This is a genomic window from Schaalia odontolytica, assembly GCF_005696695.1.
GTDB classification, from domain to species: Bacteria; Actinomycetota; Actinomycetes; order Actinomycetales; family Actinomycetaceae; genus Pauljensenia; species Pauljensenia odontolytica_C.
Window position 1 is genome coordinate 2161332 of sequence record NZ_CP040006.1, and the last position, 16169, is coordinate 2177500.

Annotated in this window: 13 protein-coding genes and 1 tRNA gene; 3 read left to right on the forward strand and 11 right to left on the reverse strand. The window is 65.7% G+C overall.

Annotated elements, in window-relative coordinates; all coding sequences use genetic code 11:
- Positions 1-11: 11 nt before the first annotated feature.
- Positions 12-650, reverse strand: coding sequence for a TetR/AcrR family transcriptional regulator (locus FBF35_RS09625; RefSeq protein ID WP_060565912.1), 639 nt, complete (start codon positions 648-650; stop codon positions 12-14).
- Between the two features lie 167 nt (positions 651-817).
- Positions 818-1237 (reverse strand): (deoxy)nucleoside triphosphate pyrophosphohydrolase, encoded by a 420-nt coding sequence (locus FBF35_RS09630; protein ID WP_060565913.1) that lies wholly within the window; start codon positions 1235-1237, stop codon positions 818-820.
- A 419-nt stretch (positions 1238-1656) separates the two neighbouring features.
- On the opposite strand from FBF35_RS09630, the gene FBF35_RS09635 reads away from it, so the two are divergent.
- The 3 genes from FBF35_RS09635 to FBF35_RS09645 all read left to right on the forward strand — a co-directional run bounded on the left by FBF35_RS09635 (position 1657) and on the right by FBF35_RS09645 (position 4433).
- Positions 1657-1730: transfer RNA gene (locus FBF35_RS09635), tRNA-Gly, on the forward strand.
- A 610-nt stretch (positions 1731-2340) separates the two neighbouring features.
- The gene (locus FBF35_RS09640) at positions 2341-3426 is read left to right on the forward strand and encodes a hypothetical protein (protein WP_060565914.1); all 1086 of its coding nucleotides are present in this window, start codon (positions 2341-2343) and stop codon (positions 3424-3426) included.
- A 389-nt stretch (positions 3427-3815) separates the two neighbouring features.
- Entirely contained in the window at positions 3816-4433 is a 618-nt protein-coding gene (locus tag FBF35_RS09645; RefSeq protein ID WP_060565915.1) for a DJ-1/PfpI family protein, read from the forward strand.
- A gap of 41 nt (positions 4434-4474) precedes the next feature.
- On the opposite strand, the gene FBF35_RS09650 is transcribed toward FBF35_RS09645, so the two are convergent.
- The 9 genes from FBF35_RS09650 to FBF35_RS09695 form a co-directional block, all read right to left on the reverse strand.
- Complete coding sequence (locus tag FBF35_RS09650) at positions 4475-4891, reverse strand: carboxymuconolactone decarboxylase family protein (RefSeq protein ID WP_082632816.1); 417 nt, start codon at positions 4889-4891, stop codon at positions 4475-4477.
- Positions 4891-5352 carry a MerR family transcriptional regulator gene (locus FBF35_RS09655; RefSeq protein ID WP_082632817.1) on the reverse strand — a complete coding sequence of 154 codons (462 nt, stop codon included), beginning with the start codon at positions 5350-5352 and terminating at the stop codon, positions 4891-4893. Before FBF35_RS09655 ends, FBF35_RS09650 begins: the two co-directional genes overlap by 1 nt.
- Positions 5353-6016: 664 nt before the next feature.
- Positions 6017-6256 (reverse strand): hypothetical protein, encoded by a 240-nt coding sequence (locus tag FBF35_RS10535; protein ID WP_157843477.1) that lies wholly within the window; start codon positions 6254-6256, stop codon positions 6017-6019.
- Between the two features lie 1091 nt (positions 6257-7347).
- Positions 7348-8394, reverse strand: coding sequence for an aspartate-semialdehyde dehydrogenase (locus FBF35_RS09670; protein WP_060565917.1), 1047 nt, complete (start codon positions 8392-8394; stop codon positions 7348-7350).
- A gap of 143 nt (positions 8395-8537) precedes the next feature.
- The gene (locus FBF35_RS09675; RefSeq protein WP_060565918.1) at positions 8538-9854 is read right to left on the reverse strand and encodes an aspartate kinase; all 1317 of its coding nucleotides are present in this window, start codon (positions 9852-9854) and stop codon (positions 8538-8540) included.
- A 223-nt stretch (positions 9855-10077) separates the two neighbouring features.
- Positions 10078-11655, reverse strand: coding sequence for a sensor histidine kinase (locus FBF35_RS09680; protein ID WP_060565919.1), 1578 nt, complete (start codon positions 11653-11655; stop codon positions 10078-10080).
- Complete coding sequence (locus tag FBF35_RS09685) at positions 11652-12359, reverse strand: response regulator transcription factor (protein ID WP_060565920.1); 708 nt, start codon at positions 12357-12359, stop codon at positions 11652-11654. The genes FBF35_RS09680 and FBF35_RS09685 overlap by 4 nt, the downstream gene beginning before the upstream one ends.
- A gap of 210 nt (positions 12360-12569) precedes the next feature.
- Positions 12570-13163, reverse strand: coding sequence for a recombination mediator RecR (recR, locus tag FBF35_RS09690; RefSeq protein WP_060565921.1), 594 nt, complete (start codon positions 13161-13163; stop codon positions 12570-12572).
- A gap of 1 nt (position 13164) precedes the next feature.
- Positions 13165-16122, reverse strand: a complete 2958-nt coding sequence (locus FBF35_RS09695; RefSeq protein ID WP_060565922.1) for a DNA polymerase III subunit gamma and tau — start codon at positions 16120-16122, stop codon at positions 13165-13167.
- Positions 16123-16169 lie beyond the last annotated feature (47 nt).

The following is a 16169-nucleotide window of genomic DNA, read 5'->3' on the forward strand; positions in this document are numbered from 1 at the left end:
TGGTGCGCCCTCTATTCCCCCGAAGCGAGAGAGGAAGCGGTGACGTGACGCACATTCTCCTCCGAGGCGCCCAAGCCTCGCAAAATAAAGGCCTCCACCAGGGCGAGCGCCGACTCCCGATGCTCAGGATCCTTCGGGAGGCGCTGCCCCTGCAGGGTCGCATGGATCAGATGAACCGCACCGAGGGTATTCTGCTCGACGATCAGCCCGCGCTCCATGGCCTCGTCGAGAATGCCGATGAGGACCTCACCCACGAGGCCAGCATGATCATGCAGATGCGAGGCGCCCTGGCCGGACATCTGGCGACGCAGGCCCATGCCGGCCTTCACGTGATAGCGGCCGATCATCTGCAGGTGGGAGCGGATATAGACGCGCAGGCGCATGAGGGGATCCGGCTCAGCCTCGAGGCGCTGCGTCAGGACCCGCGCAAACTCACTGGTCACCTCGCGCATGTAGGCAAGCAGAAGCACCTCTTTGTCCGCGAAGTGGTTGTAGACCGCCGTGCGCCCAACGCCCGCACGTTCGGCGATCTGACTCATGGTGATCGACTCGAAGGACTGCTCCCCCATCAGCGATCCCAGGGCCTCAAACAGGCGCGTACGGGTCAGCTCGCGGTGAGAGGCGAGGGACTCCCCAATAATCTTCGGCATGCGCTTATTCTGACACCTTGCCCCTATGTGTCGTCAAATGGGAGAGCATGCGGGATGAACTGCATGTACACGCAACGACACCGGTCGCGACGCTCACGGGCACCCGTTGCCAGCGCCTACGCTCCCGAGCACAGCACCGGGGTGTCAGCGAGCGCAGCGCCGGGGTGTCAGTGAGCGCAGCGGGCGACCACGGCCTCGACAATCGGCAGGTCAGCGACGATCCACGGAAGCGCGGCGAGGTCCGCGAGGGGCACCCACCTGGCCTCGAGGTGCGACGCACCCGCGCGCGGTGCGGGCGAACCGGCCGCCACCTCGGCGAGCCACACGCCCATGACGCGCCCACCCAGGATCGGCCACCACTGCCTATCCTCGGGGCACACGCGCTCGCCGATCGCCAGGCGCGCGCCGAGCTCCTCGGCAATCTCGCGAGTGAGGGCTTCGACTGGATCTTCATTGTCCTCGACCTTGCCGCCGGGCAGCTCGAACTGCCCGCGCAGTTCCTGCGGGTAGGCGCGCGAGCATGCGAGCAACATCGTGGGCTCGCTCAGCGAATCGACGATAGCGGCCGCCACCACGGGACGAGGCATGGGAACTCCAATCAGTCAGGCGACCTCAGTGTATCGGGCGCGATAGCGTGCGGATGGTACGGAGGCTGAGCGCCGGGCGGTGCCGCATCTCATTGCTGGGCGGCGCCGGTTGTGCGGCGACCCACGCACTCCACACACCTCCACCACCATTCGCCGTTATCCACGCGTTCCGCTCGCCTCCGCCGCCGTTCGCCGCCACACACGCACCCCCAGACCTCTACCGCCATTCATCGCCACCCACGCGCCCCGCTCGCCTCCACCACCATTCATCGCCATCCACGCGCTCCACTCGCCTCCGCCACCGTTCGCGACCACATCCTCCACCCAGCCCTGCCACACCGTTCCCAGCCAACGCCGGTTGCGCGGCCATCCGGCGTGGCGATATGATCGACGGGTCGATTCCTTCGGGACGATGAATTGCGGGCGTAGTTCATCGGTAGAATGGAAGCTTCCCAAGCTTCAGAGGCGGGTTCGATTCCCGTCGCCCGCTCCATTTTGACTCCGGATTTGATAAGTCCGGAGTTTTTTTGTTTGCGGGTGTCTGACCAGTGTTGGTCGGCAGTGTCATGGGGTGTAAGCGATTTGTGTGGTAGTAGCGCTGTTGGAGGGGTTGGTTGTGAGCTGTTGTCGGATGCTGAGTGTTTGGGATCGCGCGGTGATGATAGTGGGGTTGGAGACAGGCTTGTCCCAGGTGCGTATCGCCGACCGGGTTGGGCGTAGCCCCTCAGTGATGTGCCATAAAATCACTCGCCACCCGAGGCTCTGATGGCACATACCAGGCCAAGGACGCCAGGAGAGCGGCGCAGGTGGCCAGGCCAGAGCGTACGTGCCCCTGATCGAGCGCACCACCGGCTAGCAAGGACGTTCAGGAACGTATAGTGTCGGATCTGGAAGCGAAATTGAGGCGACTTGACGAAGCTGAAAGTGCTACCAGCGAGGCCCTGGGGAGGCTTACTGATCTACGCTATCTATGTATGGAAAACTCGCTATACCCCCGCGAAGGTACTATTGCCTGAACTTGCGTGAACCATCTCGCGCACTTCTGTCGACACTAAGAAAACGACATTCGCGACCATATTTTTCTCCCGATTGGAGGTGTGACGATGGGTTCCCGGTTAGGTGTTTTGCTTAAGACTTACTCTGGTTGGGAGATCTACTACAACCACTCGGCGGCCCAAACGGTCGGACTGGACATTGCGATCGACGGTATGGAAGCCACCTACGAGCGTGTGCGTCGTATGTCTCCGATGGGTGTTGACGATCCGCATGCTTGGAAGGGGGCGACGTGGATTGAGGGCACACTTCTGATCGACGAGACCAGGAAACTGGTCGTGTGGGCAGAGGAGAGCGAGGCACTCTACATGCCTCGACTTATCAACTACCTCGTTGAGCACACCTGGCCTGGGTGGACAGCCGCCTGGTCAGCCGAAGGAACCCGTGGAACTCTTTGGGCTGCGGGCGTCGATCCGGCCACCATCTTCACACACCGTTCTGATCGTTTGCCGTGTGATCGCGCGCCCAGTCTAGAGCCATGGGATGAGTGGCACGGAGTTGATCCCATCACCGTGCGCATGGCAGACGGCACCTTGGCCACCTGGCGCGCCTACGGCTTCCTGGATGATCTTACTGGATGCGGTCCTGAGAATTTCCTGGCTTTGGCTCGCGAGGTCGCCTCCCGGCTACCGGATGAATCGGATGCGTGGGAGCAGACCACGGATGACCACGTTCCGACCACCGGGATATTCGTGGACTACCAAGCACGCTCGTTGCGTTGGTGGTCGCTCCAGGACAGGGACATGCACCTGGAGGATTTCGATGCGCTGTGGCCGGGATGGACACTAACCAGCAGTTCGGACGACTACTCCTGGCACCAAGAACTCACCGGGCAGGTATTCCGTACCTGGGCTGACGATGTCAACGAATGTCGCTCCTGGATCGAGAGAGCTATTGAAGAAGGTACACGAGCCAACCCGCTAGCAAGCTTAGCTAACGCCCTGTCAGGTCAGGGTCATGAGATCAGTCCGTACGCGTCCACTCTGGTGTTCGTTCCCTCCAAACGTCACGCCGCGATGGAAACCTTCGACCGGCTCCTCAATGCCGTTCGAGACGCGCCGTTGAAGCCCGCGCGAATTATCGACCGACACGGAACTATCACACCCCCGCTCGAGGAGGGAGAGGCCGGATTCTAGGGGTGGTTGCAAGACGGGTTATGTCCTGAGCAGCGGTTCGAGCCGTTGCTTGGGTGCGTCCCAGTTGAGCGTTTTGCCGGGGCGCTCACCCCGCTGGTCAGCGATGATATCCAGGTTTGCGTCGCTCGAGGGCCGACGATCAGAGCCTTTGGGCATGAAATTGACGCAGTGACCGCACCCATAACAAGCAACAGGCCGACCACCCACGGTTACACCACTATGCGGGACGCTACTAAAAGTACGGGACTTGCATCAAAAGGTATCGAGCAAGCGTCAAATGATGTACCAGTCGACATGCACGTGCTCGTCCGAAAGCACAGCCTCCTACCGGAGTAGCCTTGGTGAGGGGAAACCTACAAGTCCGGCTCAGTTAGGCGATTGGAAATAAGATGAAGACAATCTACCTCTACATACTCGATGGCATGGCCGAGTGGGAAATTGGAAACATCCTCCAAGCCCTCAGCATGGAACCACAACTCAAACAAGGCCGCCAGGACTACCGTATCCACACCATTAGCCATGATGGAAAGCCGGTAAAGAGCCTCGGTGGCCTCACCATTACACCTGACGGATCGTTAGAGACGCTCCCGGACGATCGCCCAGTTGCTCTGCTGTTGCCTGGAGCAGATTCCTGGGAGCGTGAATCGCACCATCCAATCCTGGATATAGCAGAGTCGTATCTGGCGCAGGACGTCTTGGTGGCGGCAATCTGCGGAGCAACGCTTGCACTGGCGAACCGAGGTGTGCTGAACAGCTTCGAACACACAAGCAACTCGCCCGAATATTTGAGCATGTTCGCCACCAATTATTCAGGTCAGGCGCTGTACCACGGGGAAAATGTCTGGGTGGACAAGAACCTCATAACCGCCAACTCAGCCGCCGGGCTGGACTGGGCAAAAGCCATACTGGAGTACCTTGACGTCTACCCGGTAGAGACAATCAACGCCTGGTACCAGTACTACTCAACAGGAAACCCAGAATTCTTTTTCAAGTTGATGGCCAACTAGACCGAAACGGAAATTGATGCAGACAGCACCTCCGCATCAACTTACCTGTCGCAGTTCCGCCGTGACTCAATTGCTTCCTGTGCTGCGAAAGTAGCGTTCAGTGCTCGCGGAAAGCCGCAGTACACTGAGGCGTGCAGGATAGCTTCCTGAATTTCCTCTTCGGAAATCCCGACATTAAGTGCCGCTCCAACATGAACTTTAAGTTGAGGTTCGCATCCGCCTAATGCAGTCAATACGCCAATGGTTACTAGCTGGCGACTGCGTGCATCCAGACCAGGCCTATCGTAAATATCCCCGAAAGCAAATGCGGCGATGTGGTGTCCTAAAGCAGGGTTTGACGCGGAAAGTGATTCGATAACACTCTGACCAGCGTCTCCGTCGATACGGGAGAGAACCTGCAATCCAAGATCACGACGTCGCTGGTTATCGACGGAATCAATATCGTACTGATCACTCATTATGGACGGGAACCTTTCTGATACATTGCTATCTTGAATTCGGTAGCTGCCAGTGATAACTGAAGATCCTCTATTCGTTGCCGAAGGATGTCGCGATGCTCCAGCATCAAATCAAGACGCTCCTGCACTGTTTCTGTACCTTGTTCAACCAAGGAGATGTAATGCTGGAGTTGGGCAATCGACATTCCAGAGACCCGCATTCGGGTAATAAAAACCAAACGCCGTACAGCCGCAGCATCGTAAAGCCGATAGCCGGATGCGTCGCGTCCTACTTTCACCAGCCCTGCGCGTTCGTAATAGCGCAGCGTATGTGCGCTGATTCCCAGATACTCGGCAGTGGTAGCGATATCCCACTGAGTGTTCTCGTCATCTCTGATCAGGTCGCGCAACGCCGCAGTATTTAGCCCTCCGGGTGGATCGATCGCCAGCCTAAGGGCTTGCTCTAACCGTTCTTCCAACATGTCTATTACGCTAAACCTTTGAGTGCGCTCGAAGGCAAACTGGCTCTTCCGAGTTGAGTGTGGGTGACCGGGTGTTGGTCGGGGGTTGCGGGAAGAGGTCGAGGTCCTTGATGATGAGCGGACTTCTACCCCCGCTGTCTTCAAGGACCTCGGGCTGTGTCTCACCCTACCTGCTGCTCTGTGTCGCTTGATCGTTGTGATCGGTGTGATCTGCTGGTCGGTTTGGAGGGCTTCCATCTGATGAGCGTGGCTCGCACCCCACAGGCTCTGGTGCTCGATGCTGAGTCGTGCAACCAGCTGGTTGGCTGCCCAGGTTGTGGGGTGCTCGCTCAAGGTCACGGGCGTGTGGTGGTAGAGGTGATCAACGCACCCTGGGCCGGGGTTCCGGAGCGTATCCGGTGACACAAACGACGCAGGATATGCCGCGCACACACCTGCGAAACGGTGACATTCCTGGAGCGCAGCGAGAAGGTGTGCGCACCCATCAACACACGAGGGAAACCCGGTGCGCACGCAAAACCGGATGCGGCACTGAGCAGCGGGGGGAATTGCACTACATGAAGGGCCGACACGCCGGCGACACGCTGTACGACGGCTTCGTGTAGTGCAAAACCCCCACCATTGCAGGCAGGGAGGGCGCGCGCTGCCTACAAGACCGTGCGCACTACCGGTTGGTGCGATAAAACTCGCCCAGCACGGTCCCTCCAGCGGCATTTCTGCGAAAAAGTTCGCCCAACGCGCCTGAAAACAGCGTTTTTCGGCCGTTTTGAGCATGCGGGGCGAACTTTTTCGCGCTCACGCACACATCAGGGCGCGCGGGGCGAACTTTTTCGCGCACAGGACACAGCCACGTGCCGACTTTGAAACCAATGACACCACTGCAGGCACTGATGTAGGCCAGCATGAAACCTCCATCACCACTGCGTGCCCTTGAACAGCACCCGTTGAAACCACCATCACCAATGCAACCGAAAAACGCACCAAAAACACCCATTTCTCACCCGCAAAGGCGATGGCGGTTTCAGTTGAGGCTCGGCCTACGCGAGCAAAGGCGACGCCGGTTTCATCGCGACGAAGCAGTGCAATGCCTACCCAAGTAGTGCACCCCTGAGCAACAAGCTCGACCACGGACAAGGGAACTCCCTCAATTCCGCATGCAATTCCAACTCAGCCCGACCCCACACCAACGCAGAATCCGCAGAATTCCAACGATCAGACTTCAAACCATGAAACACATCCGAGGGAATTGCATGCGAAATTACTGGGGCGGTGTGGCCAGGCGCCCAGAAAAGTCGCACGTAATTCGATTGGATAAACGTTCAACAAAGTCTGAAAGCGTTGCAATTCCAACGATATAAATTCATGATTTGAAGAAGCCATGAGGGAATTACGTGCGGAATTGGGTGTGGGCTCAGCAATGGGGTAAACGAGGGCTGGACACGACACCTGTGTGATAGCGGTGGGGCAGACTACGGTTCTGGCCCGCGGGGAAGCCTGACCGGGCATCGAGTCGCCGCGCTGGGCCACACGCCAGCACGCCCGGCACCGCCGGTGTGGAGGGCGCCGGAGGGACCGGTAGGCCTGGCCGCGGTGCTGGTGGGCGACGGCGGGGCATGGCCGCGGTGCCCGTACGCGGCGGTGGGGCATGGCCGCGGTGCCCGTACGCGGCGGTGGGGCCGGGCCGGGCATCGATTCGACGCGCTGGGCCACACGCCAGCACACCAGGCGCCGCCGGTGTGGAGGGCGCCGGAGGGATCTGCCGCGGTGCCGGTGGGCGGCGGCGGGGCCTGGCCGGGCTTCGAGACGACGCGCCGAGCGAAGCTCGCAGCGCGGACGACTCGCGGGCGGGCCGCCGCCCACCGGCACACACAGCGGCCGGGCCCGACGGCGCCCGGAACACCCGTGGGGCCACAAGCACCCAACCAAGCAACGCAAGCAACGCAAACGCGCGGCAGCCCACCGGGCCGCCGCGCGTTCACGCAACTAGTGCAACACTCAGCGCAGTCGCGCAGCCACCACCTCGGCAACCTGGACCGCGTTCAGGGCAGCGCCCTTGCGCAGGTTGTCGCCGGAGACGACCAGGACGAGGCCGCGGTTGCCGTCGACGGCCTGGTCGTGACGGATGCGGCCGACGAGGACCTCGTCGCGGCCGGCGGCTTCGAGCGGGGTCGGGACGTCGACGACGCGCACGCCGGGGGCCTCGGCCAGCAGGGCGCGGGCCTGGTCGGGCGTGATGTCGCCGGCGAACTCGGCGTGGATGGTGAGGGTATGGCCGGTGTAGACGGGGACGCGCACGCAGGTGCCGGACACGGCGAGGTCCGGGGTGTGCAGGATGCGGCGCGACTCGTTGCGCAGCTTCTGCTCCTCGTCGGTTTCCTCGCTTCCGTCGTCGACGATGGAGCCAGCGAGCGGCACGACGTCGAAGGCGATGGGCGCGACATACACGCCGGGCTCGGGCAGGGTGACGGCGCGGCCGTCGAGGGCCAGGCCCGCGAGGTCCTGCTTGACGCCAGCCTCGATCTGGCTGGTCAGCTCGGCGACGCCGGCGCGGCCCGAGCCGGAGACGGCCTGGTAGGAGGACACGAAGAGGCGCTTGATGCCGCCGGCAGCCTCGACGAGGGGCTTGAGGACGGGCATGGCGGCCATGGTCGTGCAGTTGGGGTTCGCGATGATGCCCTTGGGGCGGTTGTCGACGTCGTCGGGGTTGACCTCGGACACGACGAGCGGGACCTCGGGGTCCTTGCGCCACGCGGAGGAGTTGTCCACGACGACCGCGCCGGCGGCCGCGAACTTGGGGGCGTACTCGCGTGAGGCGGTGGCGCCCGCGGAGAACACGGCAATGTCGATGCCGGAGTAGTCGGCCGTCGCGACGTCCTCGACGACGATGTCCTGTCCCTTCCAGGGCAGGGTCGTGCCGGCGCTACGCGCGGACGAGAAGAATCGAATCGTCTCGACCGGGAAGTTACGCTCCTCCAGCAGGGTGCGCATGACTCGGCCGACCTGGCCGGTGGCGCCGACGACGGCGACATTGAAACCACTCATGGTGTTCTCCTTTGTTGGTGCGCGCGCCCATACGACGGGGCGAACGCTGGGTGAAATCTATGGGGACGAGGCCGGGGCTCATTCTCAGGTCCCCGGAACCGGGCGGAAATAACGGAGCCCGCCCGAGCCTCGTCGATGAACGATCAGCGGCCGGTGCCGCCGTAGACGACGGCTTCGGTTTCGGAGGCGTCGAGGCCGAAGGCGGTGTGGACGGCCTTCACGGCGCGGTCGAGGTCGTCGAGGCGGGTGACGACGGAGATGCGGATCTCGGAGGTGGAGATCAGGTCGATATTGATGCCCGCGTCGGACAGGGCGCTGAAGAGGCGCGCGGAGACGCCGGGGTTGGTGCGCATGCCGACGCCGACGAGGCTGAGCTTGCCGATGTTGGGGTTGTAGCGCAGCTCGTTGAAGCCGATCTCGTCGCGGTGGGCCTCGAGGGCGTCGAGGGCCTTCTGGGCGTCGCCTTCGGGCAGGGTGAAGGTGATGTTGGCCTTCGTGGGGTCGGAGATCGGCAGGTTCTGGACGATCATGTCGATGTTGGCGCCGACCTCGGCGACGACGGCGAAGACGCGGGCGGCGACACCGGGGCTGTTCGGCACGTCGGTGACGGTGATCTTGTCCTGGGAGCGGTCGTGAGCGATACCGGAGATGACGGGCTTTTCCATGGCGTTTTCCTCGGGAGACTTCAGGGCTGCGTCGGGCACGAGGCCCTTGAGTTCAGGGTTTGCGGGGGAGTCGGAGATCCAGGTGCCGTTCTTTTCGGAGAACGAGGAGCGCACGTGCAGGGGGACCCCGTAGCGGCGCGCGAATTCGACGGCGCGCAGGTGGAGGATCTTGGCGCCGTGCGCGGCCATTTCCAGGGTTTCTTCCTGGGTGAGGGTGCGCAGGCGGTGTGCCTTGGGGACGATGCGCGGGTCTGCGGAGAAGAGGCCGTCGACGTCCGTGTAGATTTCGCACACGTCGGCGTGGAGGGCGGCGGCGAGGGCGACGGCGGTCGTGTCGGAGCCTCCGCGGCCCAGCGTCGTCACGTCGTCGTCCTTGGAGATGCCCTGGAAGCCGGCGACGATGGCGACCTGGCCGTCCTTGATGGCGCGGGCGACGCGCTCGGGGACCATGCCGACGATCTGTGCGGCGCCGAAGCGACTGTCGGTCTGGATGCCGGCCTGCGCGCCGGTGTAGGCGCGGGCTTCGACGCCGAGTTCGTTGACGGCCATCGCGAGGAGGGCCATCGAGATGCGCTCGCCTGCCGACAGGAGGATGTCCATTTCGCGCTCGGGCGGGGTGTCCGTGAGGGCTGCGGCCGAGTCGAGCAGGTCGTCGGTCGTGTCACCCATCGCCGATACGACGACAACGACGCGGTGTCCCGCGTTGTGCGTGTCCACGATGCGCTGGGCGACGCGCTTCATGGCTTCGGTGTCGGCGACGGAAGAACCGCCGTACTTTTGCACGATCAGTGCCACTAGAGCCTCATTTCTATCTGTACGTGCCGATTCGCACGCATTCGGGTGGCGCACGCCACCACAACAATCCTACGGCCCGCCAGGCATCGCGCCGCGAAAGACCGGCATGTGGGCGCAGGTGACATGGGACGCGCCGGGGCGACCCAGGCCACATAGCCCTTTAATGCCCGGAATTGCAACGATCCTGGTCAGCACCGAATGCCGCGCCCACACGCGGGGACGGTCAGGCGGCGGGCAATGTCACGTCGATGACGGTGCCCTTCTCAGAGTCGACCAGCCGCACGGACCCGCCCATCGCGCGGGCGAGCGACTCGACGATCGACATTCCCAGGCCCGAGGAGCCGCGGCCGTCGCGCGTGCGCGAGGAGTCGCCGCGCACGAAACGGTCGAACACGCGGTTGCGGATCTCTGCCGGGATGCCGGGACCGTCGTCCGCGACGCGCAGGGTCACCATGGACGAGGCCGGGGCCCCCTTCACGGGTTCCGCCCCCTGGGGCGCGCGGCTCAGCGAGACGGTCACGCGTGTGCCAGCGGGCGTGTGCACGCGAGCGTTCGCGAGGAGGTTCGTGAGGATCTGGAGCAAGGCCGCCTCATCGCCGAGGACGGGCACATCCACTGCCTCGCCGAGCTCCCACGCGTGGTCGGGGGCGACCACGTGCGCGTCTGACAGGGCGTCCAGTATCAGCGGAATAACGTCGACATTCTCGCGTTTGAGGGCGCGGTCTCCATCCAGGCGCGCCAGCGTCAGCATCTCCTCCACGAGGGACGCCATCCGCGCCCCCTCCGAGGAGATGCGCTCGAGCGCCTGGGTCCGGGAGGCCTCGTCAATGTCGCGACGCGCGAGCTGCGCGTACCCCTGAACGGAGGCCAGCGGCGTGCGCAGCTCGTGCGAGGCGTCGGCGACGAACTGGCGCAGCTTCGCCTCGCTGCGGGCGCGGCGCTCCATGCCGTCTTCGACCGCGTCGATCATCGAGTTCAGGGCCCCCGCGACGTCGGCGACCTCGACGGGGCCGGAGGTGGCCTCCTCGCCGACGCGGGTCAGCTCCTCGGCGTCGTCGGCCAGGTCGCGGCTCGCAATGTCCGCGGCCGCCGCGCGCACAACACCGAGGGGACGCAGCTCGCGGCGCACCCACGCGCGGCCGGCGAAACCCGCCGCGATAGCGACGACGAGGGACAGGCCGACCTCGACCGCGACAAGCATCATGACCACGTCATCGACGCTGTCCATCTGCACGCCGACGAGGACCGTCTTGCCATCGACGACCTGGGAGGTCACCCGGAACGTGCCCAGCCCCTTCAGGCGCACGGTGTGCGGGGCACCATCCGTGGGCACCGCTGCCAGGATCGCCAGTGCAGGCTCATTCAAGTAGGTCACCGAGAAGTTCGAGACGACCGCGCCTGCCGCCTGCCCATCCTCGCTCACGTACTGGAGAGTGCCCTCGGCGATGCCGGAACCGCCAAACCCGGGCCCCGTGGGACCGCCGGGGACAACAGGTCCTCCGGGCACAATCGGCCCACCAGGACGAGGCACACGCCCGCCCGACTGCGGGGTCGTTCGGGCACCATCGTCGGAGTCGTCGTTGGAATCATCGTCCGCATCCACCTCATCGTCCGGCGCGTCCTCGACATCCAGATGCTCACCCGCGCGCTGGGCAAGGCGGTGCAGCTCGGAGTCCATGTTGCCGAGCATCCAGGAGCGCATCACCAGGGTGGACGCGGCCACCATGACGATGAGCGCGAGGGCGACGCACGCGGCCAGCGCTCGCGACAGGCGCCCAGCGAGGGAACGCCGCCGCGTCACTGGGGCTCCCGCATGATGTAGCCGGCACCGCGCACCGTGCGAATGAGGGCCGGTCGATCCGCGTCGATCTTCTTACGAAGGTACGAAATGTACAGCTCGACGACGTTCACCTGTCCGCCGAAGTCATAGCTCCACACGGCGTCCAAAATCTTCTGCTTGGATAGCACGATTCCAACGTTTTCCATGAGATACCGGAGCAATTCAAACTCAGTGTTCGTTAACGTGATTTCTTCCCCGCCACGGCGCACATCGTGCGAGTCCACATCGAGGGTCAGATCGGCGACCTGCAGGACCGTCGAGGCCGCCTGCTGGGTGCGCCCAGCCCGGCGTAGCAGCGCCTCCACGCGGGCCGCCACCTCGTCCAGATCGAAAGGCTTCGTCACGTAATCGTCCGCACCCGCGCGCAAGCCCTGCACTCGATCCGCGACCGCGTCGCGCGCGGTGAGGAACAAGACCGGCAGCTCCGGATCGCGAGCGCGCAGGCGCTCCAGCGTCTCCAGGCCATCCATGCGCGGCATCTGAACATCGAGGATCACGACATCCGGGTGGAAGCTCGTCGCCTTCGCCAGCGCGTCCAGCCCGTCCTTCGCCGTGGCCGTCTCCCAGCCCTCGTGGCGCAAGGCCTGCGAGAGCAGGTCCGCCAGCATCGCCTCGTCGTCAACAACCAGCACTCGGGGCGCGTCTGAGCTCGCCTGGGTCGCCATCGTGGCCTCCTCATATGTCGGAGCGTTACCCTCCGATTGTGTCACACGTGCGTCACCGACAGGGGGACGCGCGGCCCGCAGCGCGACAAACGCCGCAGGTCGCGGGCAGGACGGGTGCCGCGGCGCCTGGGGGCCGCTCGAACACAACGCGAGGCCGCACCCGCCCGCGCATCGAGAACGCGAGGCAACCACGGCCTCGTCGACGAAAGCTCAGAGGCGGCGGCGCCCCTCGAGCGCGCGGCCCAGCGTCACCGAGTCCGCGTACTCCAGGTCGCCGCCCATGGGCAGGCCCATCGCCAGGCGCGAGGTCTCGACACCCATCGTGGAGAGCATGCGCGCGAGGTAGGCGGCCGTCGCCTCGCCCTCGACGTTCGGGTTGGTCGCCAGGATGACCTCGGTGACCGTCCCGTCGGCCAGGCGGCTCATGAGCGAGGCGATGTTCAGCTCGTCGGGCCCCACCCCGTGGATCGGATCGATGACGCCGCCGAGGACGTGGTAGCGCCCGCGGAACACGCGCGCACCCTCGATCGCCTGGATGTCCTTGGGCTCCTGCACGACGCAGATCGCGCTGGGGTCGCGGCGCACGTCGCGGCAGATGGAGCACTCGTCCTCTTCCGTGAGATTGCCGCAGATGTCGCAGTGGCGCACGCGCCCGCGCACGGCGTTGATCGCGTCGACGAGGCGCGCAACGTCCTCGGGCTCCGCGTCCAGGACGTGCATGGCCATGCGCTGCGCGGACTTCGGGCCGATGCCCGGCAGCTGCCCGAACTGGTCGATGAGGTCGGCCAGGGCGCCGTCGTACATGTCAGTATCCTCCCTCGGTCATCTTTTCTTCGATGACGCGTCCGCCGAGGATCTCCAGGACCGCTGCCAGGCCGATCGTCTGCGAGTTTTCGATATTTTCGTCGTCGATGCTTGCGCTGTCGTCGTCGGCCGCGTGAGTGCGGGTCGAGACGGTGGCAGCCTCACGCTGGGCCTTCTCGCGCAGGGCGGCCTCGGCGGCGGCGCGTCCGGTCAGCGGCCCGTCGGATGTTTGCCCGGCGTCGCGCTGGGGTTCCGGGGCGCCGAATCCGGGGGCGGGATCCGACGTGGGCGCAGGAGCCGACGTGGGCTCGGGGGCTGCGGCCAGCCAGGCGGGGGCCTGCGCGGGGGCACTCGGGGCCGCACTGATCGGAGTCACGTCGGCGGGCGCGGCGGACTCGGGCGGTGTCCACGAGTCGGCGCCGTCGTCGAAGTTCACGGAGGCTCCCCCGGAGATGACGACCGGGTCTCCCCACCCCGTCGGGGTCGACGGGGTGTGCGCGGCGGGCTCGATGGGCGCGTCGTCGAAGACGGGGGACGAGGCCGACTCGGGCTGCACGGGTGCGTCCGCCGACTCGTCGGTGGGCTCCGGGTCGCCCGGGTAGCGGAAGACCGTGAAGGAATGCTTGCGCGGGGCCGCGCCGCCGTTCGGGGACGAGGCCTGGGCGGCCTCGGGCGTATCAGTGGGAGCCTGTGCGAGGGCACGGGCGGCTCGCTCGGGTAGCGCGGGGCGCTCGGCGGGCTGCGGCCGCTCCTCCTGGGTAACCGGTGAGGCTGTAGGCGCGACGGGTTCTTCGCGTCGGATCGGCGTCACCGTCGCGGGCTCGGGCCAGCCTGCATCCTCGGGTTCGGGCGCAGGCTCCGGTTCCGGTGCACGAGCGGGCTGTGGCCAACCGGATTGCGCGGGCTCCGGCGCGCGAGCAGGTTCGGGCCAACCGGTGTCGACCGGCTCCGGGGCAGGAGCCTCCTCCGGCACGAATTCGGGTTCGGGGTCGCCCTGGGGTGCCGCCTGCGCGGCGGCCTCATCAAAAGGGGGCGGCTCCGAAACCCAGCCTCCGGGCTGAGAGTGTTGCGCGGCAGGGCCGGGGTGCGAAGCCTGCGCCGACGGGCCAGTCGTCGCGGGTCCACCCGAGGCCTGCCCGACCTGCGCGGAGACGCTCACGGTCAGGCCGGTGACCTCGTTGATGGCCTTTTCGACGTCGGCCGCGCGAGGGCCACGCGAGAAGGCGTTGACCATGGCCTCGACGGGGAAGAGGAGGACCACGCGGGAGCCGTCGACGGCACCGAGCTGGGCGTTGCCGCCGACCATCGACCACGTGACGCGGCTGATGGAGGACAGGCGCTCGACGACCTCATTCCAGCGGCCACGCAGCATGTCCGCGTCGCGACCCGAAGCCGGGGCCTCTGCGCGGGCGGGGTTGTCCGACCGCTGCGGCGCGCCGGATTCGTGGCTCTGCTGCGGAGGGGCGGCGGGGCGCGGCTCGGCCTGCGCGGGCGCGGCCTCGCGGGCGGGTGCAGTCTCACGGGTGGGCTCAGCCTCGGGACGCGGCGCATCCTGCGGCTTGGACTGCGCCGGAGCGGAGCTCGGCTCCGGGACCGCGGGCTTGGGAGCGGACCAGTCGGGGCCGCTCCCCCACGCGGGCATGCCCTGGGGAGCAGGCGCGGCAGACGATGCGGGAGCCTGAGCGGCCGGGGCCGAGACCTCGGCGCGCTCCTGCTTCTTGCGAGCCAGGGCCTCGCGGGCCTCGCGCGCGCCGAAACGGCCCGAGGACCCCTCGGACGACGGCGCGGAGGAAGCCTCTCGCGGCGCTCCCCCACCGGTCATGCCAACCATGCCCTGGACAGGTGCCTGGGCGGGGGCGGGGGCGGGCACGAGGATGCGCCCGACGAGGAGCTCGAGCTGCAGGCGGGGCGAGGTCGCACCCGTCATGGCGCGCAGGGCCTCGTCGGTCAGGTCGGCGGCGCGGGACAGGCCATGCGGCCCCCAGTTCTGCGCCTGGCGCTGCATACGCTCGAATTGGTCGTGCGGGGTGTCCGCCAGGACGTCACGTGCCCCATCGCCGGCGACCGCGATGATGAGGAGGTCGCGCAGACGCTGCAGGAGGTCCTCGACGAAGCGTCGCGGGTCGTGGCCGGACTCGACCATGCGCTCAACGACGCGGAAGGCCGCGGCGCCGTCGCCACCCGCGAGAGCGTCGACGGATTCGTCCAGCAGCGCGGAGTCCGTATAGCCGAGCAGCGCGACGGCCGTCTGGTAGGTGACCTGGCCGTCGATCGCGCCGGCCATCAGCTGGTCGAGCACCGACAGGGTGTCACGCACCGAGCCGCCGCCCGCGCGCATGACGAGGGTCAGGACACCCTCGCCCACGCCGATGTGCTCCTCGGCGCACAGGCCCGTCAGATAGGGGCCGAGGACGTCCGGCGGCACCAGGCGGAACGGATAGTGGTGGGTACGCGAACGGATCGTGCCGATGACGCGCTCGGGTTCCGTCGTCGCGAAGACGAACTTAACGTGCTCGGGCGGCTCCTCGACGAGCTTGAGCAGCGCGTTGAAGCCCTGGTTCGTGACCATGTGGGCCTCGTCGATGATGAAGATCTTGTAGCGGTCGCGCACCGGCGCGAAGGTAGCGCGCTCGCGCAGGTCGCGGGCGTCGTCGACGCCGCCGTGCGAGGCCGCGTCGATCTCGACGACATCGAGCGAACCGGGGCCGCCGGTGGCCAGCTCACGGCACGATTCGCACTGGCCGCACGGGGTGTCCGTGGGGCCCTGCGCGCAGTTCAGGCAGCGCGCGAGGATGCGCGCCGAGGTGGTCTTGCCGCATCCGCGCGGCCCGGAGAACAGGTACGCGTGCGTCACGCGATTCGCGCGCAGCGCCGCCTTGAGCGGCTCCGTCACGTGTTCCTGGCCGATCACCTGGTCAAAGGTGTCGGGGCGATACCGGCGATACAGAGCTGTGGTCACCCTCCAAGCCTAGTTGCTCCCACCCTCATCTGCGCCCCGCGCCGCGC